Annotated in this window: 28 protein-coding genes, 1 other RNA gene and 1 other annotated feature; all 29 genes read left to right on the forward strand. The window is 40.4% G+C overall.

What is annotated here, in order from left to right; genetic code table 11:
- Nucleotides 1–31 precede the first annotated feature (31 nt).
- The 29 genes from xylB to IAE53_RS07895 all read left to right on the forward strand — a co-directional run bounded on the left by xylB (nucleotide 32) and on the right by IAE53_RS07895 (nucleotide 20,638).
- Nucleotides 32–1,543 carry a xylulokinase gene (gene xylB, locus IAE53_RS07755; protein ID WP_148423474.1) on the forward strand — a complete coding sequence of 504 codons (1,512 nt, stop codon included), beginning with the start codon at nucleotides 32–34 and terminating at the stop codon, nucleotides 1,541–1,543.
- Between the two features lie 99 nt (nucleotides 1,544–1,642).
- On the forward strand, nucleotides 1,643–2,269 hold the full coding sequence (locus IAE53_RS07760) for a VanZ family protein (protein WP_234456355.1): 627 nt from the start codon (nucleotides 1,643–1,645) through the stop codon (nucleotides 2,267–2,269).
- Complete coding sequence (locus IAE53_RS07765) at nucleotides 2,253–2,471, forward strand: DUF1146 domain-containing protein (RefSeq protein ID WP_148423476.1); 219 nt, start codon at nucleotides 2,253–2,255, stop codon at nucleotides 2,469–2,471. The genes IAE53_RS07760 and IAE53_RS07765 overlap by 17 nt, the downstream gene beginning before the upstream one ends.
- Nucleotides 2,472–2,579: 108 nt before the next feature.
- Complete coding sequence (locus IAE53_RS07770; protein WP_010279731.1) at nucleotides 2,580–3,572, forward strand: rod shape-determining protein; 993 nt, start codon at nucleotides 2,580–2,582, stop codon at nucleotides 3,570–3,572.
- On the forward strand, nucleotides 3,572–3,781 hold the full coding sequence (locus IAE53_RS07775; protein ID WP_200136265.1) for a DUF2969 family protein: 210 nt from the start codon (nucleotides 3,572–3,574) through the stop codon (nucleotides 3,779–3,781). Before IAE53_RS07770 ends, IAE53_RS07775 begins: the two co-directional genes overlap by 1 nt.
- A gap of 142 nt (nucleotides 3,782–3,923) precedes the next feature.
- Entirely contained in the window at nucleotides 3,924–5,138 is a 1,215-nt protein-coding gene (locus IAE53_RS07780; protein ID WP_148423478.1) for an FtsW/RodA/SpoVE family cell cycle protein, read from the forward strand.
- Nucleotides 5,138–6,142 carry a DUF2785 domain-containing protein gene (locus tag IAE53_RS07785; RefSeq protein ID WP_188353416.1) on the forward strand — a complete coding sequence of 335 codons (1,005 nt, stop codon included), beginning with the start codon at nucleotides 5,138–5,140 and terminating at the stop codon, nucleotides 6,140–6,142. The genes IAE53_RS07780 and IAE53_RS07785 overlap by 1 nt, the downstream gene beginning before the upstream one ends.
- A gap of 80 nt (nucleotides 6,143–6,222) precedes the next feature.
- Nucleotides 6,223–7,356: a D-alanine--D-alanine ligase family protein gene (locus tag IAE53_RS07790; RefSeq protein WP_200136264.1), complete on the forward strand. Its 1,134-nt coding sequence runs from the start codon at nucleotides 6,223–6,225 to the stop codon at nucleotides 7,354–7,356.
- Nucleotides 7,356–8,222 carry a helix-turn-helix transcriptional regulator gene (locus tag IAE53_RS07795; RefSeq protein ID WP_148423481.1) on the forward strand — a complete coding sequence of 289 codons (867 nt, stop codon included), beginning with the start codon at nucleotides 7,356–7,358 and terminating at the stop codon, nucleotides 8,220–8,222. Before IAE53_RS07790 ends, IAE53_RS07795 begins: the two co-directional genes overlap by 1 nt.
- Nucleotides 8,223–8,314: 92 nt before the next feature.
- On the forward strand, nucleotides 8,315–8,902 hold the full coding sequence (locus IAE53_RS07800; RefSeq protein ID WP_148423482.1) for a TetR/AcrR family transcriptional regulator: 588 nt from the start codon (nucleotides 8,315–8,317) through the stop codon (nucleotides 8,900–8,902).
- Nucleotides 8,903–8,939: 37 nt separating this feature from the next.
- The gene (gene rpmG, locus IAE53_RS07805; protein ID WP_010279708.1) at nucleotides 8,940–9,089 is read left to right on the forward strand and encodes a 50S ribosomal protein L33; all 150 of its coding nucleotides are present in this window, start codon (nucleotides 8,940–8,942) and stop codon (nucleotides 9,087–9,089) included.
- 11 nt (nucleotides 9,090–9,100) lie between these two features.
- On the forward strand, nucleotides 9,101–9,277 hold the full coding sequence (gene secE / locus IAE53_RS07810) for a preprotein translocase subunit SecE (RefSeq protein WP_004912775.1): 177 nt from the start codon (nucleotides 9,101–9,103) through the stop codon (nucleotides 9,275–9,277).
- A gap of 74 nt (nucleotides 9,278–9,351) precedes the next feature.
- Nucleotides 9,352–9,930, forward strand: coding sequence for a transcription termination/antitermination protein NusG (gene nusG / locus IAE53_RS07815; protein WP_010279704.1), 579 nt, complete (start codon nucleotides 9,352–9,354; stop codon nucleotides 9,928–9,930).
- A gap of 110 nt (nucleotides 9,931–10,040) precedes the next feature.
- The gene (rplK, locus tag IAE53_RS07820) at nucleotides 10,041–10,505 is read left to right on the forward strand and encodes a 50S ribosomal protein L11 (protein ID WP_002815940.1); all 465 of its coding nucleotides are present in this window, start codon (nucleotides 10,041–10,043) and stop codon (nucleotides 10,503–10,505) included.
- Entirely contained in the window at nucleotides 10,505–11,197 is a 693-nt protein-coding gene (gene rplA / locus IAE53_RS07825; RefSeq protein ID WP_148423484.1) for a 50S ribosomal protein L1, read from the forward strand. Before rplK ends, rplA begins: the two co-directional genes overlap by 1 nt.
- Nucleotides 11,198–11,234: 37 nt before the next feature.
- Nucleotides 11,235–11,351, forward strand: a sequence feature (ribosomal protein L10 leader region).
- Between the two features lie 27 nt (nucleotides 11,352–11,378).
- Complete coding sequence (gene rplJ, locus IAE53_RS07830; RefSeq protein ID WP_147651055.1) at nucleotides 11,379–11,945, forward strand: 50S ribosomal protein L10; 567 nt, start codon at nucleotides 11,379–11,381, stop codon at nucleotides 11,943–11,945.
- Nucleotides 11,946–11,994: 49 nt separating this feature from the next.
- Nucleotides 11,995–12,360, forward strand: coding sequence for a 50S ribosomal protein L7/L12 (rplL, locus tag IAE53_RS07835; RefSeq protein ID WP_114667228.1), 366 nt, complete (start codon nucleotides 11,995–11,997; stop codon nucleotides 12,358–12,360).
- 81 nt (nucleotides 12,361–12,441) lie between these two features.
- Nucleotides 12,442–13,074, forward strand: coding sequence for a class I SAM-dependent methyltransferase (locus IAE53_RS07840; protein ID WP_010292728.1), 633 nt, complete (start codon nucleotides 12,442–12,444; stop codon nucleotides 13,072–13,074).
- The gene (gene tadA / locus IAE53_RS07845) at nucleotides 13,052–13,543 is read left to right on the forward strand and encodes a tRNA adenosine(34) deaminase TadA (RefSeq protein ID WP_148423485.1); all 492 of its coding nucleotides are present in this window, start codon (nucleotides 13,052–13,054) and stop codon (nucleotides 13,541–13,543) included. The genes IAE53_RS07840 and tadA overlap by 23 nt, the downstream gene beginning before the upstream one ends.
- Nucleotides 13,544–13,657: 114 nt before the next feature.
- Entirely contained in the window at nucleotides 13,658–14,176 is a 519-nt protein-coding gene (locus IAE53_RS07850) for an HD domain-containing protein (protein WP_148423486.1), read from the forward strand.
- Nucleotides 14,177–14,201: 25 nt separating this feature from the next.
- Nucleotides 14,202–14,284: signal recognition particle sRNA small type (gene ffs / locus IAE53_RS07855), an RNA gene on the forward strand.
- A gap of 117 nt (nucleotides 14,285–14,401) precedes the next feature.
- Nucleotides 14,402–16,210 carry a DNA polymerase III subunit gamma/tau gene (gene dnaX / locus IAE53_RS07860; RefSeq protein WP_188353418.1) on the forward strand — a complete coding sequence of 603 codons (1,809 nt, stop codon included), beginning with the start codon at nucleotides 14,402–14,404 and terminating at the stop codon, nucleotides 16,208–16,210.
- A 53-nt stretch (nucleotides 16,211–16,263) separates the two neighbouring features.
- The gene (recR, locus tag IAE53_RS07865; RefSeq protein WP_010292719.1) at nucleotides 16,264–16,869 is read left to right on the forward strand and encodes a recombination mediator RecR; all 606 of its coding nucleotides are present in this window, start codon (nucleotides 16,264–16,266) and stop codon (nucleotides 16,867–16,869) included.
- Nucleotides 16,866–17,126 carry a YaaL family protein gene (locus IAE53_RS07870; protein WP_004912743.1) on the forward strand — a complete coding sequence of 87 codons (261 nt, stop codon included), beginning with the start codon at nucleotides 16,866–16,868 and terminating at the stop codon, nucleotides 17,124–17,126. Before recR ends, IAE53_RS07870 begins: the two co-directional genes overlap by 4 nt.
- Before the next feature lie 38 nt (nucleotides 17,127–17,164).
- Entirely contained in the window at nucleotides 17,165–17,806 is a 642-nt protein-coding gene (tmk, locus tag IAE53_RS07875) for a dTMP kinase (protein WP_148423488.1), read from the forward strand.
- The gene (locus IAE53_RS07880; RefSeq protein ID WP_004912736.1) at nucleotides 17,803–18,132 is read left to right on the forward strand and encodes a cyclic-di-AMP receptor; all 330 of its coding nucleotides are present in this window, start codon (nucleotides 17,803–17,805) and stop codon (nucleotides 18,130–18,132) included. Before tmk ends, IAE53_RS07880 begins: the two co-directional genes overlap by 4 nt.
- A complete protein-coding gene (locus IAE53_RS07885; RefSeq protein WP_148423489.1) occupies nucleotides 18,132–19,034 on the forward strand; it encodes a DNA polymerase III subunit delta in 903 nt (300 codons plus the stop codon). Before IAE53_RS07880 ends, IAE53_RS07885 begins: the two co-directional genes overlap by 1 nt.
- A gap of 1 nt (nucleotide 19,035) precedes the next feature.
- Complete coding sequence (gene rsmI, locus IAE53_RS07890) at nucleotides 19,036–19,905, forward strand: 16S rRNA (cytidine(1402)-2'-O)-methyltransferase (protein ID WP_148423490.1); 870 nt, start codon at nucleotides 19,036–19,038, stop codon at nucleotides 19,903–19,905.
- A 1-nt stretch (nucleotide 19,906) separates the two neighbouring features.
- Nucleotides 19,907–20,638 carry an acyl-[acyl-carrier-protein] thioesterase gene (locus tag IAE53_RS07895; RefSeq protein ID WP_148423491.1) on the forward strand — a complete coding sequence of 244 codons (732 nt, stop codon included), beginning with the start codon at nucleotides 19,907–19,909 and terminating at the stop codon, nucleotides 20,636–20,638.
- The last annotated feature ends 119 nt before the right edge of the window (nucleotides 20,639–20,757 follow it).

The raw sequence follows: 20,757 nt of genomic DNA on the forward strand, positions 1-20,757 counted from the left end.
ATCACAACAAAAAAAGAATGAGGTACTAACTATGACATCAGTTGTTTTAGGTGTTGATCTTGGCACGTCGGCGGTTAAAGTATCAGCCGTTGATCGTACGGGTAACATCGTTGCGCAACAAAGTTTTGATTATCCACTTTCATATCCAAAACCTGGGTATGCCGAACAAAATCCGGAAGATTGGGTCAATGGGACAACGGTTGCCATTGTTAATTTAATTTTAAAAGATGGCATTAAGCCTTCTGAAATCGATGGTATTTCTTTTTCTGGACAAATGCATGGCTTAGTTTTGCTAGATGCTAATAATCAAGTATTACGTCCAGCAATTCTTTGGAATGATACGCGTACGACAGCACAGGTGACTGAAATCAATGAAACACTTGGTCAAGAATTTATTGATATTACACGCAATCGTGCCTTAGAAGGGTTTACCTTGCCAAAAATCCTCTGGGTAAAAGAAAATGAACCAGAAATCTTTAAGCAAGCCACGACTTTTGTTTTGCCCAAGGACTATGTGCGTTATCGCATGACTGGTAAACTACAAATGGAGTATTCAGACGCGGCTGGAACAGTAGCTTTTGATGTTGCGAAGAAGACGTGGTCAAAAACAATTCAAGAAGTTTTTGAGTTACCGGCTTCATTCTTCCCAGAAGTGATTGAATCGATTGGTTATGCGGGGAACATTACTGAATCATACGCGACTTTCTCGGGTCTAGATACACACACCAAAGTCTTTGGTGGCGCAGCTGATAACGCTGCGGGTGCTGTGGGGGCTGGCATTTTAGAGCCAAATATGGTGATGTCGTCAATTGGGACATCAGGTGTTGTGTTGAAGTATGAAGACAATGCAAATGTTGATTATAAGGGCGATTTGCACTTCTTTAATCATGCTATTCCAAATAAATTTTATTCCATGGGTGTTACTTTGGCGGCGGGCTATTCATTATCATGGTTTAAAAATACGTTTGCAAAAGATGAAGATTTTAGTGATTTTGTTACTTCTGCTGAACAATCGGCTGTTGGCGCTAACGGTTTAATTTTCACACCTTATCTTGTGGGTGAACGGACACCGCATCCAGATGGAGATGTTCGTGGCGCATTCTTAGGTGTTGATGGCACTCATCAGAAATATGATTTTGTGCGTTCAGTTTTGGAAGGTATTATTTTCTCATTCCGCGATATCTTTGATATTTATGATCGCGAGGGCGCCGATTTTGACACGGTGGTTGCCATTGGCGGTGGCGCTAAATCACCATTATGGTTACAAATTCAAGCCGATATTTTTGGCAAAAAGGTTACAACATTGCGTAATGAGCAAGGACCTGGATTAGGTGCTGCAATGCTTGCAGCGACTGGTCTTGGATGGTTTGACACAGTGCAAGACGCCGCTAAAAGCTTTATTTCATTTGGTGCTACGTATGAACCAATCGCTGACAATGTTGTGAAGTATCAAAAGGTGCACGCTGCTTACAAAAAAGCTTATGCTGCAACGGCAGAAATTTCGCATGATTTGATGAATTATCGTCGTGAAAATGCCGAATAAGAAATGAAAGAATCGTTGGGGAAACGGTTCTTTTTATTTTGGAAATAAGGTCATGTTGAATGACAAATGGTATAATATTAAGTTATGCACACTGTTTATTTGAACAATCAACAATACACAGCGCAAAATGTTAATGCTAGTCTTGTGGTAGCGTTTTTAAGCGTTATTTTACTACTACGTTATCTCGTGAAATCTAAACTTGCAGAGACGTTGACTTGGCAAACTGTCTTGGGACGATTAGCATTGGCGAGTTACGCCGTCTTAGTTGCTTTTTTAACCTTGACTTTTTATCGTTGGCCTTCATTTGGCACATATATTGATGTCATTAAAGGATACGGGGGTCTAGGTCAATATGAGTTTTGGCGACTCTCAGTCTTTCACCCTGAAGGGGTGGCTTTTAGTTGGTATCAAATGTTAGCCAATATCTCATTATTTATACCGTTGGGGTTGCTGTCACCTCTAGTCTTACCTAAATGGCGTGGCTTTTTTAAAATTCTACCTAAAATTTTTCTGACGTCACTAATCATTGAAACTATTCAAGGTATCAGCACTTTTTTCTATCTTTCTAATCGGTTATTTGATGCGAATGATTTGGTCACAAATACTACTGGTGGGGTGATTGGTTATATTTTATATAAACTTGTTGTGAGATACATCAGAATTGAAAAACAGCGTTTTAGTCAAGGTAAACATTTTAAGGAGAAACAAGATGAGTCCGATTTTTGAGTTGAGTTTAACTTTAATCACCATATATTTCTTTTTCTGGGCAATTAGGCCAATTAATTTTGCTAAATTCATGCCTTATACACCGGTTCAGGCAACTTTTTTGAAGGTCACGCTGGCAATTATTGGTGGCTATCTACTCTCAAGCTTCTTTATCTCAATCACACAATGGGTCTTACAAATTCCGGATGCAGTTCTGAAATGACCGATTAACGAGAGAATCCACCGCAAAAAAAGTGGTATTATGGTATAATTTACTGGATTATGTACGACGAAAAATACAGTACGAAAGCTAAAATCTTGGAGAAATAAAATGGCAAAAGATATCGGAATTGATTTAGGAACAGCCAATGTTCTGATTTACGTGGAAGGCAAAGGCATCGTCTTAAATGAACCTTCGGTTGTCGCAGTTGATGACAAAACTGATCGTGTATTGGCTGTCGGATCAGAGGCTTATCGCATGGTGGGTCGTACACCTGGTAATATTCGTGCGGTACGCCCTTTGAAAGATGGTGTGATTTCTGATTTTGACGTCACAGAAGCAATGCTGACTTACTTTGTTGACAAGCTAAATGTTAAAGGGTTCATGTCAAAACCAAACATTATGATTTGTGCGCCAACTAACATTACTGAAATTGAGCGCAAAGCCATCATTCAAGCTGCTGAAAAGGCTGGCGGGGCAAAAGTTTATTTGGAGTATGAACCAAAGGTAGCGGCTGTTGGTGCTGGACTGGATATTTTTAAGCCAATTGGTTCAATGGTGATTGATATGGGTGGTGGAACATCTGATATTGCCGTATTGTCATTGGGCGATATCGTTGTCTCTGAATCAATCCGAGTGGCCGGTGACAAGATGAATTTTGATATTGTCAATTTCTTAAAACGTCGTCACAACTTGATTGTTGGTGAACGCACAGCCGAAACCATTAAAATCCAAATCGGATCTGCATTACAAGTTGATGAGCCATTGACTATGGAAGTGCGTGGTCGTGATAATTTTGAAGGCATGCCAAAAACAATCACAATTAACTCAAATGAAGTTGAAGAATCACTGCATGATACGCTGCAACAAATTGTGCGTGCGGCTCACTCTGTATTGGCCAAGTTACCACCAGAATTAGCAGCTGATATTATTGATCGCGGTATTATGTTGACGGGTGGTGGTGCTTTGCTACATGGTATGGATCAACTGCTATCTGATGCACTTGAAGTGCCAGTTGTTGTGTCAGATTCACCACTTGATAACGTGGCTAAAGGTGCTGGCGCACTTCTTGAGCACATGAAGGCAGGACATCGAGGTCTATAATGAGTAAAAAAAATCAAAGCTTTGGGGTCGATCTTGTCGCAACAGACGGACGGACGCAAGTGTTAGTCGATAGTAAAGAAATCGGATACATTGAGAAAACGACACGCGGGTTTGCTGGGTATTTCGGTAAACAAGCCGTGGTTAATCAGGCAAAAGATGACGATGAGGCTTTACAAGCGATTCTGGCAAGCTTTAATTTGTATCAATAAATAAAGCACGTCGTGATTTTTCGCGGCGTTTTTTGTACATAAATCGATTGAAATATTAATTGTGTAATAACGTATATCATCCCTCTTGGGGTTGAGCAAAAAGTAGCGTTAAAAAAGAAGTGATTAGCATTTTGGAGATATCATGCAACAAAGACGACAAATTTCAAAACGAACATCTGGATCAGAATTAGACTGGGGCATTATTTTAGCTTTGCTATTATTTATGATTATTGGTTTGAGTGCCTTGTTTGAGGCAGCTACGCATATGCAAGGTTCAACCGCTGGAACAGCGCTTCGTGCGGTAATTGTGCAGGGAGGGTTCTGGTTTATTGGCGGCTTGATTATTGTTTTTTTGCTACGGTTTGATGAATCGCAGCTGTGGCGATTAGCCCCTATTGCCTATGGATTAGGCGTATTCTTGCTGGTGGCTGTTTTGATATTCTATAACCGATCGATGGCTCTTGCGACAGGAGCAAAGTCGTGGTTTGTGTTTGGACCGATCTCATTTCAACCTTCTGAAGTTGTCAAACCAGCATTTATTTTAATGCTAGCAAGGGTAGTGGCACAGCATAATCGTGATTATCCAACGCACGCGGTGCAGAGTGATTGGATTTTATTAGGAAAAATGGCATTAGTGTTTTTGCCTCTAGCGGCTTTGATTGCCTTGCAAAATGATTTGGGAACATTACTTGTCTTTATTGCCATATTTGGTGGTGTTACGTTGGTTTCTGGTGTTACTTGGCGAATTTTGGCACCTGTCATCATTTCTGGCGTTGTTTTGGGAACTACCTTGCTAACGCTTGTTATTTCAACTGCAGGACGAGAAATTTTATCCGTATTAGGGTTTCAAAGTTATCAATTTGCACGTATTGATACGTGGTTGCATCCAGCGACTGATACTTCAGGTGATGGCTACCAAACTTATCAGAGTTTAAAAGCCATTGGATCAGGACAATTAACAGGTAATGGGTGGGGTGCGTTAAAAGTTTACGTACCCGTGCGAGAGTCTGATATGATTTTTTCAGTCATTGGTGAAAGCTTTGGATTCATTGGCGGTGCGCTCTTGATTGCTTTGTATTTTGGCCTTATTTACTTACTAGTTCGTGCTACTTTTCGCGCGCAAAGTGCTTTTTACGCTTATATAGCAACCGGCGTTGTGATGTTGGTGTTATTCCATGTTTTCGAAAATATTGGGATGAGTATTGGGCTATTGCCGTTAACAGGAATTCCACTGCCTTTTATTTCTCAAGGTGGCTCATCACTGATTGGTAATTTAATAGGTGTTGGTCTAGTACTTTCTATCAGCTATCAAAAGAAAAATACAACTTTTACTGAATCAACAGGGTTTTCAATCTAATGACAGAATTCGAAAAATTAAAGCAAGAATTTGGGGCGTTACGTCAAAAGGTCCGGGATGGTAATATTTTTCAGTCCTTGGGTGATTTAATGGCAGAAGCTTTACGCGAAATGCCCCCTAAACCGGCGACTGAAGTCATACTACCAGTAGATGGTGAGTACGCTTTACAAAGAATACAAGAATATACACATCAACTGGATCTTATAACTGAAGCAGATCCAGATATGCAGCATGTCGATTTTCATATCAGTGATACTGACTTACATGTCATTACTGAACAACTGGCTAATCCACAGCCACAGTACAGAGACACAGGCGCTTTCTTCTTTTTAAGTGACATGGTGCAAAATGATTTACTAGCGCCGGAACAGCTTCGGTGGTTAACTGAGTACTTGTCATCGGATGAGCAATTATTCAGTCATATATTGGAACCACACAATGATGGCATTTATCGACGTTCATTTAGCGTTATGATTTTGTCACTACTGTTATACGCGAATCGGGTAAAAAAACCATTTTTGTCAGATGGTCAATTAGACGATTTGATTGATCAGGTTGCCTTATATGCTGCTTTAGAGCGGGATGGTCGAGGCTTCATTGGCCAAAATGGCTGGGCGCATGCCTTTACTCACGTTGGTAATGCTGCTGCTGAAATATTTTTGATGCCACAACTTATAAGAGCAGACAAATTATTTTTGATGAGTGCGATGCTTGCTGGTTTTAGGGAACTGTCGGACCCGCTGACATTTGGTGAAACAGGCCGATTGGTGGAAGTTTTGTCAAAATTGGCAAAACAACATGCCCTTTACAGCGACTATATGTTGTTAACGCTTAAAAATTGGCGTAAAGATTTGGTGACGCAAACACCACCAAAAACGCAAGCACGTTGGCAACAATTTTATAATCGGTCACAGTTTTTTCACGAGATTATCTTACTTAACCCAAGTGATGTGCCCAAAGCAATTACTGATTATGTTAACGAGACCAAAAATTACTTGAGTTAGTGACATTGCTGACTTTCAATATGTAAATGCTTGCATAATATTACTTATATTTGATATAATAAAAAAACGGGGATAGAAAAATGAATAAAAAACACGTAGCGCTTATTTTTGGTGGCAACTCATCAGAACATGATGTGTCGAAACGATCGGCTCAAAATTTTTATGATGCAATTATGGCCACAAATAAATATGACATCACGGTTTTCGCTATTGCACAAAACGGTTTCTTTTTAGATCCAGCTAGTTCGGAACGCATTTTGGCACTGGAAAATGAACAACCAATTGTTGATGCGTTTATGGCAAAAATTGATGCAACTGACCCCTTGGCACGCATTTCTGCGCTACGTGCAGCTGGTGATTTTGATATCTTCTTCCCAGTCGTTCACGGTAATTTAGGTGAAGATGGGACCTTACAAGGCCTTTTCCGAATGCTCAACAAGCCTTATGTTGGTGCACCATTACGCGGTCATGCGGTTAGTTTTGATAAAGTGTTGACCAAAGAGTTGTTGACAGTTAATGGCATTCGTAACACGAAGTATATGGTAGTTGATCCAAAAACTGCACAAAATCTTACATGGGAACAAGTAGTTGCTGAATTAGGAGATATTGTCTTCGTTAAGGCTGCAAATCAGGGTTCTTCTGTAGGTATTTCACGTGTTAAAAGTGCTGAAGAATTGCAGACAGCATTGGCCGATTCATTTCAATACGATTATAAAGTGTTGATTGAGCTGGCGGTTAAAGGACCAAGAGAATTAGAAGTTGGCGTTATTGGAAACGATGATTTATTGGTGTCTGAAATTGGTGCACATACGGTTCCAGAACAAGGTGTAGGTGACGGCTGGTACGATTACAGTAACAAGTTTGTTGATAACTCAGCGGTTCAATTTGAAATTCCGGCTAAGTTACCCGACAGTGTGACACAAGAAGTAAAGCAAATGGCTTTGGATGCGTTTAAAGTGTTAAATCTGCGCGGTGAAGCACGAATGGACTTCTTGTTGGATGAAAATAATGTGCCTTATTTAGGTGAACCAAACACGTTGCCTGGATTCACTAATATGTCTTTATTTAAGCGTTTATGGGACTATTCAGACATCAATAATGCAAAGTTAGCTGATATGTTAATTGAGTACGGTTTTGAAGAATTTGAGCGCAATGAATCATTAAGCTATTCATTCTTAGCGCTGGGTGAAGAAAAAATAGGGAAGTTTAATTAATGGCAAGAAACGGTAAAAACGAAAATTTTGACGGTAAAGCAATCCGCGCTGCTCGCAAAAAGATGCATTTATCACAAGTTGAGCTAGCTGAAGGTATCACCACTCAAGCGACAATTTCATTGGTCGAAAATCAAAATCGCGTACCCAATGCAGATGTATTGTTGGCAATACTAGACCGTTTGAATTTAGATATGTCACAGTTCGTGTCCGGTGATTTCTTGACGAATAAAGCTAAGGAATTATTGAGTCAAGTTGTTTTAAACATGAACACAGATGCTTTGAATGAATTCAAGGATTTTGAAAAAGCTTTGAGCCAGAATCCTCCTACACTGCAAGCCTATTACATTCTAAAAGCTGCTGACGAATTTCATAATAAACAGAACTACGCGCAAGTTATTTACAATACTGAGCGCGCAACCGATAAGAAGACACCTGTCTTAAGTAATTTCTTCTTATTTTACGCGTACCACCAAATGGGATCATCCTATTATTTGCAAGGAGATGTCGCGACAGCACGAGAAAAGTTCGCTTTGGCCTACGAACAAGAGCCTGATTTGCTGACTTCTTCTGACTTGGAATTCCATGGTGTTTTGCAAGGGCGCAAATATTATGCTGAATTCTTGGTAGCACAACAAGATTATGACGAAGCTGCAAGTATCTTGTCGGGTGCGTTAAATGCTTTGCGCCACCGTGTTGATTTGTTCTGGGTACCTGAATTGAGCGAACAATTAGCAAACATTGAAGAAAAACGTGGTGATGCAGAAGCAGCTAAACGTTATATGCACTATGCGCGTATCGCTGCTTACCTGTCAGGGCGTTCTAACACAGAGGCACGTTTAGCTAAACTTGATACTGTGGTGTTTTGATCAATATTTAAAAACATTTCCACAATTTGGAAATGTTTTTTTGTCGGTTTCAGGTGTAAACTAGATTGAAGAATACAAAGTGGGGTAACACAGTGGCAGAGTCTATACCAGAAAGTGAAAACCGGCGCCAACAAATTATCGATGCAGCGACAACCCTTTTTTTGGCCAGAGGTTATAACCAAACAACAACGCGAGATATTGCAAAAGTCCTAAATATTAGTCAACCTGCTCTTTATCATCATTTTGGTGATAAAGAAACGCTATTTGTCGAAGTGGTTAAAACGGTTGGCGATCAGGTCAATCGCGATATGAAAAAAATTTTGGCGAGGACATATACGGAACCAATAGATCAACTCATTGATTTGACGGATGCTATTTTGACACGTCATCCGCGTGATGTTTTTACGCTAATCCATAGTAGCTTTACGTCATTATCGGACAAACATCAACGCGTTCTGGGGATGATTTTTGGGCAAGATTATGTTGCACCAATCGCCCAATTTTTTGCGAAAATGAGTTTGCGTTCAAACATTGACGCACGAACTGCAAGTTCTTTTTATATCACGAGTTTGGCACCACTGTTTGGTGATTTTCACGCCTTAGGTGCTAAACAAACTAAACATGAACGAATTGCGCAGCTGATGGATTTGATCCTGTATGGGGTAGCAAAAAATAATTAACAATGGTATGATACATAGAGAATATGGAGGCTAACGCATGGCTAGTCAAAAAGTATCGTTGGCGTGTACTGTTTGTGGTTCGCGCAATTACACGGTAACATTATCGAAAGATCGCACCGAGCGTCTTTCTGTCAATAAGTTTTGCCAACACTGTGGCAAACATACATTGCATCAACAAACGAAATAAGGAATTTCCTAATGATTAACTACTTTAAAAACGTTGCAGCAGAAATGAAAAAGGTCACTTGGCTTACAGGTGAGCAAACATCAAAAGAAACAGTTACAGTGATCACGGTATCAATTATTTTTGCACTTTTTCTAGGTGGCGTTGATTGGCTTTTGCAACAAGGGTTTAATGTCTTACTAGCAAAGTAAGTTTTTTTTTGTTATAATTGCTTTAACAACAGGAGCTCTTTGGGGGTTCTTTTTATTTTGGAAAGAGGTAAAAAATGTCAGAAGATATTGAAAAATCATGGTTCGTTGTGCATACTTATTCTGGTTATGAACACAAAGTCAAAGCAAACTTAGAATCACGTACACAAACAATGGGTATGTCACAACAAATTTTTCGTGTATTAGTGCCGGAACAAGAAGTGACAACGATTCAAGATGGTGAAGCCAAGCAAACCGTTGAAAACGACTTTCCGGGCTATGTCTTAGTCGAGATGGCAACACCACAAGACGACAACATGACGGATGAAGCTTGGTACGTTGTGCGTAACACACCTGGCGTAACTGGCTTCTTGGGTTCTCACGGTGCTGGTTCAAAACCAAATTCACTCATGCCTGAAGAAGTTGACTTATTGATGAAACGAATGGGTATGGTTACCCGTGAAAAGGTTGATCTAGATGTGACAGTTGGTCAAACGGTTAAAATTATTGCTGGACCATTTTCAGGAATGGAAGGCGTTGTCACTTCAGTTGACCAGGAAAAGCAAACACTGGAAGCTACAGTTGAAGTGTTTGGACGCGAAACACCAACTGAACTTGATTTTGCTGACGTTGATACAGTTTTAGATGAACGTTAAATCATCTTGCAAAACGTTTTGATATTTGGTAACATATATTAGTATGCCATCGGCATACGTGGGAGCAGCACTAAAGCTGTGTTTCACCACAACACGAGGAGGAAAATATCGTGGCTAAAAAAGTTGTAAACGTAGTTAAGCTACAAATTGCCGCCGCTAAAGCAACGCCGGCACCACCAGTTGGTCCTGCATTGGGACAAGCTGGTATTAACATTGCGCAATTCACTAAGGAATTTAATGCGCGTACTGCAGATCAAGCTGGATCAATTATTCCAGTTGAAATCTCTGTATTTGATGACCGTTCATTCGAATTCGTCACAAAAACACCACCTGCAGCTGATCAATTGCGTAAGATTGTTGGTAAGGGTTCAGGTGAACCTAACACCAAAAAGGCAGGAAACGTGACACTTGATCAAATTCGTGCCATTGCGGAAAACAAGATGGCTGATTTGAACGCCAACGACATCACAAACGCTATGCGTATGATCGAAGGTACAGCACGTTCAATGGGTGTTACTGTTGACGGTGTTGACTTGACTGTTGAAGGTACAGCAATCAAGGAGGACGCAGAATAATGGCTCAAAAGCATGGTAAAAATTATGTTGCAGCAGCAGCAAAGGTAGAAGCTGAAAAAGCTTATGCTTTGGACGATGCTGTTTCATTGGTAAAAGAAATTGATTTTGCTAAGTTCGACGCTTCTGTTGAAGTTGTTTTCAAGTTGAACGTTGACACACGTCAAGCAGACCAACAATTGCGTGGTGCTGTTGTGTTGCCAAACGGAACTGGTAAAGATAAGACTGTTGTTGTCTTTGCACAAGGGGACAAGGCAAAAGAAGCTGAAGCAGCTGGCGCTGACGTTGTTGGTGCTGCTGATTTGGTACAACGCATCCAAGGCGGCTGGTTAGACTTTGATGTTGCGATTGCAACACCAGATATGATGGCTCAAGTTGGTCGTGTTGGTCGTGCTTTGGGACCTAAGGGATTGATGCCAAACCCTAAGACTGGCACAGTTACAATGGACGTTACTAAGGCTGTTTCAGATGCCAAGGGTGGACAAGTAACATACCGTACAGATCGTGACGGAAACGTTGCAGTTCCAGTTGGTCGTGTGTCATTTGATGCTGACAAATTGGCTGAGAACATTAAGTCAATTTCTCAAACAGTTTTGAAGGCTCGTCCTGCAGCTGTTAAGGGTACTTATGTACAACACGTTTCAATTTCGTCAACATTTGGTCCAGCTGTATCGTTGGATGTTAATTCATTGTAATTTGACAATATCAACTTCGTTTGGTAGAATTTATTAAGTAATTGAATCCATTTTGCCTAAGACTCAGGTGATGCTTGCATCTTAATAGCCTGCCGAGGAAGTTTAAAACCTTTTCCCGTGTGTCTTTGAGCGCACGGGATTTCTTTTGCAAAATAAATTTAAAGGAAGGAGAATCATAATCATGAGTGAAAAAGCTATTGCAGTTAAAGCACAAAAAGTTGAAGAAATTGCTGATCAATTTAAGGATGCCGCTTCAGCAGTTGTTGTTGATGCCCGTGGATTGACAGTTGCGCAATCCACAGACTTGCGTCATCAATTGCGTGAAGAAGGGGTTGTCCTTGAAGTAATCAAGAACAAGATCTTGACTCGTGCAGCTGAAAAAGCTGGTTACGCTGAATTGAACGACATTTTTGCCGGTCCTTCAGCTGTTGCCTTTTCTAACGATGATGCTGTTGCACCAGCACGTATCTTGAAGAAGTTTGCGGATGCGAACGAAGCATTGCAAATCAAGGGTGGTGTTGTTGATGGTAACATTGCTAGTCTTGATGACATTAACAAGTACGCTTCATTGCCTTCACGTGAAGGTCTGTTGGGTCAGTTGATGGCAGAATTCCAATTCTCAATTCGTTCATTCGCATATGCTGTTAAGGCTGTGTCTGACAAATTGGAAGAGGAAGGTGGCGCTACTACTGAAGCAACACCTGAAGAAGCACCTGCTGCCGAAGAAGCAGCTACAGATGCTGAATAATTTAAAACAACCATTATAAAGTAAATATAAATCTCGGAGGATTTTGATCATGGCTTTTGATAAAGACGCGATTATCGCATCATTGAAAGATGCAACGATCTTGGACTTGGCTGACTTGGTTTCAGCTATCGAAGAAGAATTTAACGTTTCAGCTGCAGCTCCAGTAGCCGCTGCTGGTGCAGGTGACGGTGCAGCTGCTGCAAAGTCAGACTTTGATGTTGAATTGACTTCAGCAGGTACTGCTAAAGTTAAGGTTATCAAGGCAGTTCGTGAAGCAACTGGTTTGGGCTTGAAAGAAGCTAAAGACTTAGTTGATAACGCACCTTCAATCGTTAAAGAAGGTTTGAACGAAGACGACGCCAACGCATTGAAGGCAGCCTTGGAAGAAACAGGCGCTTCAGTAACATTGAAGTAATCTTCTTCATCATATTAAAAGAAGTGCTTCGGTACTTCTTTTTTTGTACATATTGAAACAATTTCATGGAGGCATTGCAACATGACAGACAAAACATCAGGAGAACAGTATTTTACTACCAATCCTAATGCGGATCATCACTTTCAACAATTTGATTTTGAGTTATTAGATCATCAATTACATTTCACAACTGATTCAGGCGTTTTTTCAAAATCTACTGTTGATTTTGGAACTCGGACAATGCTGGATGCATTGTCAAAAACGACTATTCCGACTGGTAAAATACTTGACCTGGGCACAGGATATGGACCGGTTGGCATTAGTATTGCCAAAGCTTACAATCGAAAAGTTGACATGGTTGACGTTAATGAACGAGCTTTGGCACTTGCAAAACAAAATGCGCAAAAAAATGGTGTCGAAAATTTAACTAGAATATTCCAATCTGATGTTTATCAGAATATCGATCAGCAATATGCTGCTATTTTAGTGAATCCGCCGATTCGAGCAGGTAAACAGGTAGTGACGGCGATGTTGCAAGAGGCAATTAAATATTTACAGCCAGGAGGCAAATTAATTGCTGTTTTACAAAAAAAACAAGGCGCTCCGTCAGCTCAAAAAAATATGCTGTTGGCATTTGGTAATGCGTCGGTAATTCATAAAAATAAAGGGTACTATATCTTGGAGAGCACTTATGGCGAAAGTTCCGACATTTAGTGAACAACAAATTGATTATTTCATGCAAGAAGCCTTAAATGAGGCAAAATTAGCGGGAGATGAAGGGGAAGTGCCAATTGGGGCAGTAATTGTATTTGAAAATCAAATTATTGCTCGTGCACACAATCACCGTGAAAGAAATCAATTAGCCACTGCTCATGCGGAACTGATTGCTATTGAACGTGCTAACCAAGTCTTGCAATCATGGCGTCTTGAAGACACTGCATTATTTGTTACGCTTGAGCCCTGTATTATGTGTGCTGGTGCAATAATCAATGCACGTGTGCCAGCGGTTTATTATGGTGCGCAAGACGCAAAAGGCGGTGCAACACAATCGCTCTATCATTTATTGGAAGATCAGCGTCTGAATCACCGCGTTTTCGTGCAATCTGATGTTCGTGCCAAAGAATCCAGCCGATTACTGCAACAATTTTTTGCTAAGATTCGTGCCAAAAGAAAACAAAAATAGTCAGTTGATTATAACATTACAATATCTTTGTAAAGAATTTGCAAAGTCAAATGTCAGCTTTTTTTATGAAAATAGATTATAATTGTTTTTAGTAAATAATAAAGAGGCAAATGAATGCAAAATCCTAATGCATGGCGACAAGATACAGAATATTTAAATATTGTTGATGATTTATTGGCACACGATGAAGTCCAGAAATTAGCGCTTTATCCACAACACCACTTCTCAAATCGCTTACAACATTCAATTTCAGTATCATATCACTCATACTTAATCGCCAAAAAGATTGGTGCGGATGAAGTCGCTACTGCCAGAGCTGGTTTGTTACACGATATGTTTTATTATGATTGGCGTGTGACCAAATTTGCAGAAGGTTCTCATGCGTATGTTCATCCCCGCATTGCTCTAAAAAATGCGCGTAAAATTACCACAATTAGTCCTAAAGAAGAAGATATCATTGTGAAGCACATGTTTGGCGCAACAATTGCACTACCCAAATATCGTGAAAGCTGGATTGTATCGCTAGTGGATGACTTTGCAGCTGTTGATGAATATGCAATCCCTAAAGTCTACCTGACTTATTTCAAGTGGCAGGAAAATATTGCGCGTAAAATGGCAAGAGTGTTTGCGTAAAGTTGTTTTTTTAGATATAATAGATAGGCAGGCAAGCGTCGGATCCCGAACCGGGTCAGGACAGGAATGTAGCAGCCCTAAGGTTGTTCGAGGTTGTGCTTGTGTACATAAGATGGCGGCCGCGTAGCGGTCTTTTTTTGTAAATCTGAGTCTGTGATAATAAGATTTAGCATGACTTGATTAAATTGCAGATGACTTTTGGCAGTTCATAATGGAGGTATTATCATGGCATATCAGGCACTATATCGTGTTTATCGACCACGTACATTTGACGATATGGTAGGCCAAGAAGTAATTACGCAAACGCTCAAAAACGCAATTGAAGCTCATCAAACGGGGCATGCCTATTTATTTAGTGGTCCAAGAGGAACTGGTAAAACATCAGCTGCTAAAATTTTTGCTCGTGAAGTAAATGGTATTTCGCCAGATACCGACGAAACCCAAATTCCAGATATTATTGAAATTGACGCTGCTTCTAACAATGGTGTTGACGAAATTCGCAATATTCGAGATAGCGCCAATTACGCGCCAATTGAGGCACAATACAAAATTTATATTATTGATGAAGTGCATATGTTGTCAACTGGCGCATTTAATGCCCTACTCAAGACACTTGAAGAACCACCCGCTAATGTTAAATTTATTCTTGCGACAACAGAACCACAAAAAATTCCTGCAACGATTTTGTCGAGAACACAGCGCTTTGATTTTAAGAGGATTGAGGATGCAACAATTCAAACGCGTATGGCAGCGATACTTGATAAGCAGTCTGTAGAATATGATCAAGACGCGCTACGCGTGATTGCAAATGCAGCTGAAGGTGGTATGCGTGATGCCTTGTCTATTTTGGATCAAGTGATTGCGTATGGTAGTGATAAAGTCACCGTTGAGAATGCCTTACAAGTTACAGGATCAACCACAACAGAAGCATTGTTATCGTTTTTACAACAGGTTAGTGAGGGCGATACTAGAAATGCCTTGCAGACGTTGCATACGATATTACTTGACGGCAAAGACGCACAGCGTTTTGTAGCTGATATGATAGGTCTTCTACGTGATGTAATGCTGTCGCCAATTGCGCCCAACTTAATTAAGACCACAGCTTCAGTTGAGCTACTAAAACAGTTAAATCAAAAAATAGGGCAACAGCGAATTCAAATTATGATGCTTGCACTTGATGAAACGCAAAAAGAGTTATTGCAGACGATGCAAAGTGATGTCTACCTCGAACTCTTAACAGTTAAACTTAGCCTAGCTGGGTCAGAATCCACGCCAACATCTTCTAAAATCAATCATTCGCAGTCCTTGGCAACGCCTAAACATTCGTCAGAAGCAGAGCCATCTGTTTCTCCGTCAATGACCGTTGACGATATATCATCTCCAATCACGAAGCCTTCGTCATCACCTGTAAAATCAACAAATAACGATACACAAAGTGACACACAACAATCAGCCCTAACGCAGGAAAAAATAGCTAATGTCGATCCTGAACCAGTTTTACAGCCGGTCGCCAGTAATAAAAAGTTAAGTGCTCGTACAGGACAAGAAGCAGTATTTGCTGTTTTGAGTGTGGCGCGTCGCGAGACGCTCACTAGTGCTACGCAACTTTGGCCAGAACTACAGCAACACTTTGATGTAGCCAAGCAGGCGTTTTTGACGATTGCGAAGCCAGTGGCAGCAAGTGATGAGGCAATTGTATTAGCATTTGATTATCCTGCCCTACTGGCTGAAGCTTTGCAAGATGCCGAACTACAAGCACAGTTAGTGCAGCATTTATCAGAAAGCAACTTGCCATTTGCGCTTGTTTTGATTTCTAAAGACGAGTGGAAAATTGATCGCGCAGCGTATGTGTCGCGTTTGCGTGGTGGTGAAAAAATTACTGTAAAATTGAGTGATATACCAGTTGTCAAAGCGAACGTTGAAAAGATACCTGTTGAACAAGACGATACAGTAGCAGTCGTAAACGATACGCCAGAAATTGTCAAGCAAGCCCAATCACTGTTTGGTGAAGACCTTGTGAACATTGTGGACTAATTAATTTAGGAAGGAACACGTTAAACGTTTCTGACGCTTAACGTTATGAATATATGCAGTATCCAGAACCTATTGCAAAATTAATTGATAGTTATGCCAAGTTACCTGGCGTAGGTGTCAAAACTGCGACACGATTGGCATTTTATACACTGGGTATGAGTGAGGCGGATGTAACTGATTTTTCCAAATCCTTACTTTCAGCCAAAAATGATCTCACTTTTTGTTCAGTGTGTGGTAACATTACAGAAAAAGACATTAACCCTTGTGTTATTTGTCGGGATGAATCGCGCGACCAATCAACTGTCTTTGTTGTTGAAAATTCTCGTGATGTGATGGCTATGGAAAATACCCGTGACTATCATGGCTTGTATCATGTGCTAAATGGTGTCATTTCGCCAAGTGCTGGTACCGGACCAGAAGATATTAATTTACCAAGCTTAATTAGACGCTTATCAGAACATGAAGAAATAAAAGAAGTGATTGTCGGCACCAACGCAAATGCTGAAGGTGAGGCAACGGCCATGTATTTGGCTCGTTTATTAAAGCCTGCTGGATTGACAGTAACGCGGTTGGCACACGGCTTGGCAGTGGGCTCTGATATTGACTATGCAGATGAATTGACGCTAATAAAAGCAGTTCAAGGACGGACAAAACTATGATATTTGGTAAAAAGAAGCGACGTTTACGTGCTGAATATGATCAGGCACTGGTCTTTCAAATCGATAAGGCTAAGATCGACTGGGATACGGCTAAAAATTCTGAAGAAGCATTGTTGGATGGACAGGTCAATTTTCGTTTGATTCAGGCGCAAACCGCTTTGGCACGTGCAAAGTTTAATTACTTGTATCGTGAGGCACGACGTCGTAAAACGGTTGGTCATATGCAGACGCATGTACTCAAATCTGATCGAATTTGAGAAAATAATCACTAAGATAGTATTAAAAAGGAACACCAATGTCAAAACCACTATTTATTTCATTTGAAGGTCCTGAAGGGGCTGGTAAGACCACGGTACTGAATATTCTCATTGCAGAATTGCAACCAAAATTAGGAGACAATCTTGTCACAACACGTGAACCTGGTGGTAATCCAATTTCTGAGGCCATTAGAGCAATTTTACAGCCAGAAGATGACAATGGCCTAGAGAAGCGTACAGAAGCTTTACTTTATGCCGCTGCACGTCGACAACACTTGGTCGAGATTATCCAACCGTCTTTGGCAGCTGGAAAAGTGGTAATTTCTGATCGTTATGTTGACAGTTCATTAGCTTATCAGGGTGGCGGGCGAGACTTGGGTGTTGAAAAAATTTGGCAGATTAATCAATTTGCGATTGATGGCTTGTTGCCTGATTTAACAATCTACTTAGATGTCCCTTCTGAATTAGGTTTGGCTCGTGTCACAGCTAACCGTAAAGGAAAAATTGATCGTTTAGATAAAGAAAGTTTAGCCTTTCATCAAAAGGTTCGCCAAACTTATTTAAAACTTCAAAGTGAATTTTCTGATAGAATTAAAATAGTCGATGCAACACAACCGTTAGATAAAGTGGTGCACGATACGCGTGAACTTATTAACCAAGTTCTGGAGGACAAATCATGAAACTTATAACTGCAATTGTACAAGACAAAGATACAACAAAATTGAGTAACGCTTTTGTTAAAGCTAATGTTCGAGCTACACGCCTGTCAACTTCTGGTGGCTTCTTACGATCAGGTAATACAACGTTTATGATTGCCATTGAGGCTGATCGGGTTCAAGAGGTTCTTGATATTATTAAAGATGTATCTCAAAAGCGTAAGCAATTCATGGTACCACCAATTAGCTTAGATGCTGGTGGGGATCATGTAGGCGCTTATCCAATTGAAGTTGAAGTTGGTGGCGCAACAGTATTTACGCAAGAGATTGAATCCTTCTATCAGTTTTAATGTTGCCTGATTTTGCCACAACTGCACAGCAAACTTACCCAACACAAGCAACTCATTTTAATGAGTTGCTGAGCAATGGTCAATTAAGCCATTTATACTTATTTGTTGGATCAAGCCAGTCGACGAGACTGGCCTTTTCGCGTTATTTGGCTTGGCAAGTCGTTGGTGCCACTGATCGTAATGCATTACGCATTAACGAAAATGAACATCCCGATGTTCATTTGGTGGCGCCTAAAGAAGAAGGAGCTACTTTAAAAGTAGCACAAGTGCGCGACTTGACACCTGAATTCGTGACTACCACGCTGGAAAGTCCGAAAAAAGTGTTTATTTTAGATGCTGTGGAAACGATGACGGCTAGTGCCGCCAACTCGCTGCTAAAGTTTATTGAGGAGCCAGCCGGACCACAACTTATTTTACTACTGACGAACAATTTGCAAGATGTATTGCCAACAATTCAGTCGCGCGCTCAAATCGTTCATTTGAACCCTGAAATATCTTTGGCTAATGCAGACACTCTTGATGATAGTTGGCAGAAGAACACACAAATGTTGTTATTTAAGTGGTTTGAGTTAATGATGCAACGTAAAATTGAAGCTTTTGCGTATGTTCAAACCACGTTGATTAGTCAAATCACAACTGATTTACAACAAAAAATGTTTATGAAGTGGTTGCGAGAATTGGCAAGAGATATGGTGGTATATTCCGCCACTGCTGACGAGAACTTGAGGTTTCCCAGTCTAATAGGTTTTTATAAAACACTGGCTAAGCATTATCAAGTCACACAGTTAGTGCAGGCAGCAGAAGCTGTATTTGCTGATGATAAATTACGAAAAATCAATATATCCTTGCAAGCACGTCTTGAAAAAATGGCTTTAGAGGTTACGATTGCGCTGGGAGAATAGTATGCAACAACAAAAAAGTTTTGGGTCACAAGTATATGGCACACTTTATCTCGTGCCAACGCCAATTGGCAATTTGGGTGATATCTCAGTACGAGCACTGGATACGCTGCGTGATGTTGACTTGATTGCTGCCGAAGATACTCGACATACGCAGCAGTTGTTGAACCATTTTGGTATTGAAACACCGCAGACCAGTTTTCATGAACATAATTGGCAAGCCAAAATTCCAAATATAGTTGCTGATTTGCAAAATGGCATGAATGTAGCGCAGGTTAGTGACGCTGGTATGCCATCGATTTCGGATCCGGGTAAAGAATTAGTGGCTGCTGCTATTACGGCGGCGATTCCAGTTGTGCCAATTCCGGGTGCCACTGCTGGCGTGACAGCTTTAATTGCCAGTGGATTAGTACCGCAACCTTTTTATTTTTACGGTTTTTTGAAACGTAAAAACAGTGAACAATTAGCTGAATTACAGCAGTTATCCACAATGAAAGATACGCTTATTTTTTATGAAGCACCCCATCGTTTAAAGCAAACGTTGGTGAACATTCAAAAAATAATGGGACCAGATCGAAAACTGGTGTTAGCACGTGAATTGACAAAACGCTATGAAGAATTTTTACGGGGAACAGTTTCTGAATTAGTGGCTTGGGCACAAGAAAATGAGATTCGCGGTGAATTCGTTGTCATGATAGATGGCTTTGATGGGGCTGTTGTTGCAGAAACGTCAGAAACCACATTATCAGTCAGAGAAGCTGTTGACGCACTGATTGAAAAAGGACTGCGACCAAATGCAGCTATTAAACAAGTTGCTAAAGAGCGCGAACTAGATCGTCAAGCCGTTTATGCAGATTATCATGGGATAAATTAAAATGAAAAAATATGAAATAGAACGTCGTGTTGAATATTATGAAGCAGACACGACACAAAAGTTGTCACTACCAATGATTTTGAATTTAGCGGTTTTGGCATCTAAAAATCAAAGTGACGAACTTGGGGTTGGTCAAGATTATCATTTGGCAATGGGACTAGGTTGGGTCATTTTGCAGTATGAAGTTAAGATTAAAAGGCGACCTAAGGTGGGTGAATTAATGCGTATTCAAACCTATGCTGCTGAATACAATCCATTTTTTGTACGACGACCTTTTATATTTTTTGATGAATCAGGTGATGAAATTATTAAGGTGTCATCAATTTGGACGATGCTTGATATTAAAAATCGTCGTATGGCACGTTTGCCACAAGAAATTGTTGATAAATACGACGCACAACGCGTTAAACAAGTCCCTCGTATTCCCAATCCAATCAAAATAACGGATGATGATACCGTCATTGAAAATGATTATCATGTACGGTATTTGGATATTGATGCCAATCAACATGTTAATAATTCAAAGTACTTTGAATGGATGCAGGATGTCTTGTCACCAGAATATTTGATGACGCATGAAGTGACGCATATTAACTTGAAATTTGAAAATGAAATTCGTTTGGGACATACGATTTTATCACAAGTCGTTTTAGGTGATGGTGAAACACGTCACCGTATTATGATGGGAGATACGGTTAGTGCCGAAGCAGAATTTAAATGGCGTGAGTTGTAGTATAATTTAAGATAAGATACTCAAGAAAGGGGATGTATCTACCACATAGGGTAGATACGTTTATAATTATGGCAGTATTAGTACTTGGTGGTGCAGGATATATTGGCTCACACATGGTG

The organism is Leuconostoc sp. S50, from assembly GCF_016624925.1.
Classification (GTDB): Bacteria; Bacillota; Bacilli; order Lactobacillales; family Lactobacillaceae; genus Leuconostoc; species Leuconostoc pseudomesenteroides.

What these genes read in the sequence shown, in the direction of transcription:
- xylB (WP_148423474.1), top strand. Translation starts at nt 32, where the DNA reads ATGACATCAGTTGTTTTAGGTGTTGATCTTGGCACGTCGGCGGTTAAA.
- IAE53_RS07765 (WP_148423476.1), top strand. Translation starts at nt 2,253, where the DNA reads ATGAGTCCGATTTTTGAGTTGAGTTTAACTTTAATCACCATATATTTC.
- IAE53_RS07770 (WP_010279731.1), top strand. Translation starts at nt 2,580, where the DNA reads ATGGCAAAAGATATCGGAATTGATTTAGGAACAGCCAATGTTCTGATT.
- IAE53_RS07775 (WP_200136265.1), top strand. Translation starts at nt 3,572, where the DNA reads ATGAGTAAAAAAAATCAAAGCTTTGGGGTCGATCTTGTCGCAACAGAC.
- IAE53_RS07780 (WP_148423478.1), top strand. Translation starts at nt 3,924, where the DNA reads ATGCAACAAAGACGACAAATTTCAAAACGAACATCTGGATCAGAATTA.
- IAE53_RS07785 (WP_188353416.1), top strand. Translation starts at nt 5,138, where the DNA reads ATGACAGAATTCGAAAAATTAAAGCAAGAATTTGGGGCGTTACGTCAA.
- IAE53_RS07790 (WP_200136264.1), top strand. Translation starts at nt 6,223, where the DNA reads ATGAATAAAAAACACGTAGCGCTTATTTTTGGTGGCAACTCATCAGAA.
- IAE53_RS07795 (WP_148423481.1), top strand. Translation starts at nt 7,356, where the DNA reads ATGGCAAGAAACGGTAAAAACGAAAATTTTGACGGTAAAGCAATCCGC.
- rpmG (WP_010279708.1), top strand. Translation starts at nt 8,940, where the DNA reads ATGGCTAGTCAAAAAGTATCGTTGGCGTGTACTGTTTGTGGTTCGCGC.
- secE (WP_004912775.1), top strand. Translation starts at nt 9,101, where the DNA reads ATGATTAACTACTTTAAAAACGTTGCAGCAGAAATGAAAAAGGTCACT.
- nusG (WP_010279704.1), top strand. Translation starts at nt 9,352, where the DNA reads ATGTCAGAAGATATTGAAAAATCATGGTTCGTTGTGCATACTTATTCT.
- rplA (WP_148423484.1), top strand. Translation starts at nt 10,505, where the DNA reads ATGGCTCAAAAGCATGGTAAAAATTATGTTGCAGCAGCAGCAAAGGTA.
- rplJ (WP_147651055.1), top strand. Translation starts at nt 11,379, where the DNA reads ATGAGTGAAAAAGCTATTGCAGTTAAAGCACAAAAAGTTGAAGAAATT.
- rplL (WP_114667228.1), top strand. Translation starts at nt 11,995, where the DNA reads ATGGCTTTTGATAAAGACGCGATTATCGCATCATTGAAAGATGCAACG.
- IAE53_RS07840 (WP_010292728.1), top strand. Translation starts at nt 12,442, where the DNA reads ATGACAGACAAAACATCAGGAGAACAGTATTTTACTACCAATCCTAAT.
- tadA (WP_148423485.1), top strand. Translation starts at nt 13,052, where the DNA reads ATGGCGAAAGTTCCGACATTTAGTGAACAACAAATTGATTATTTCATG.
- IAE53_RS07850 (WP_148423486.1), top strand. Translation starts at nt 13,658, where the DNA reads ATGCAAAATCCTAATGCATGGCGACAAGATACAGAATATTTAAATATT.
- dnaX (WP_188353418.1), top strand. Translation starts at nt 14,402, where the DNA reads ATGGCATATCAGGCACTATATCGTGTTTATCGACCACGTACATTTGAC.
- recR (WP_010292719.1), top strand. Translation starts at nt 16,264, where the DNA reads ATGCAGTATCCAGAACCTATTGCAAAATTAATTGATAGTTATGCCAAG.
- IAE53_RS07870 (WP_004912743.1), top strand. Translation starts at nt 16,866, where the DNA reads ATGATATTTGGTAAAAAGAAGCGACGTTTACGTGCTGAATATGATCAG.
- tmk (WP_148423488.1), top strand. Translation starts at nt 17,165, where the DNA reads ATGTCAAAACCACTATTTATTTCATTTGAAGGTCCTGAAGGGGCTGGT.
- IAE53_RS07880 (WP_004912736.1), top strand. Translation starts at nt 17,803, where the DNA reads ATGAAACTTATAACTGCAATTGTACAAGACAAAGATACAACAAAATTG.
- IAE53_RS07885 (WP_148423489.1), top strand. Translation starts at nt 18,132, where the DNA reads ATGTTGCCTGATTTTGCCACAACTGCACAGCAAACTTACCCAACACAA.
- rsmI (WP_148423490.1), top strand. Translation starts at nt 19,036, where the DNA reads ATGCAACAACAAAAAAGTTTTGGGTCACAAGTATATGGCACACTTTAT.
- IAE53_RS07895 (WP_148423491.1), top strand. Translation starts at nt 19,907, where the DNA reads ATGAAAAAATATGAAATAGAACGTCGTGTTGAATATTATGAAGCAGAC.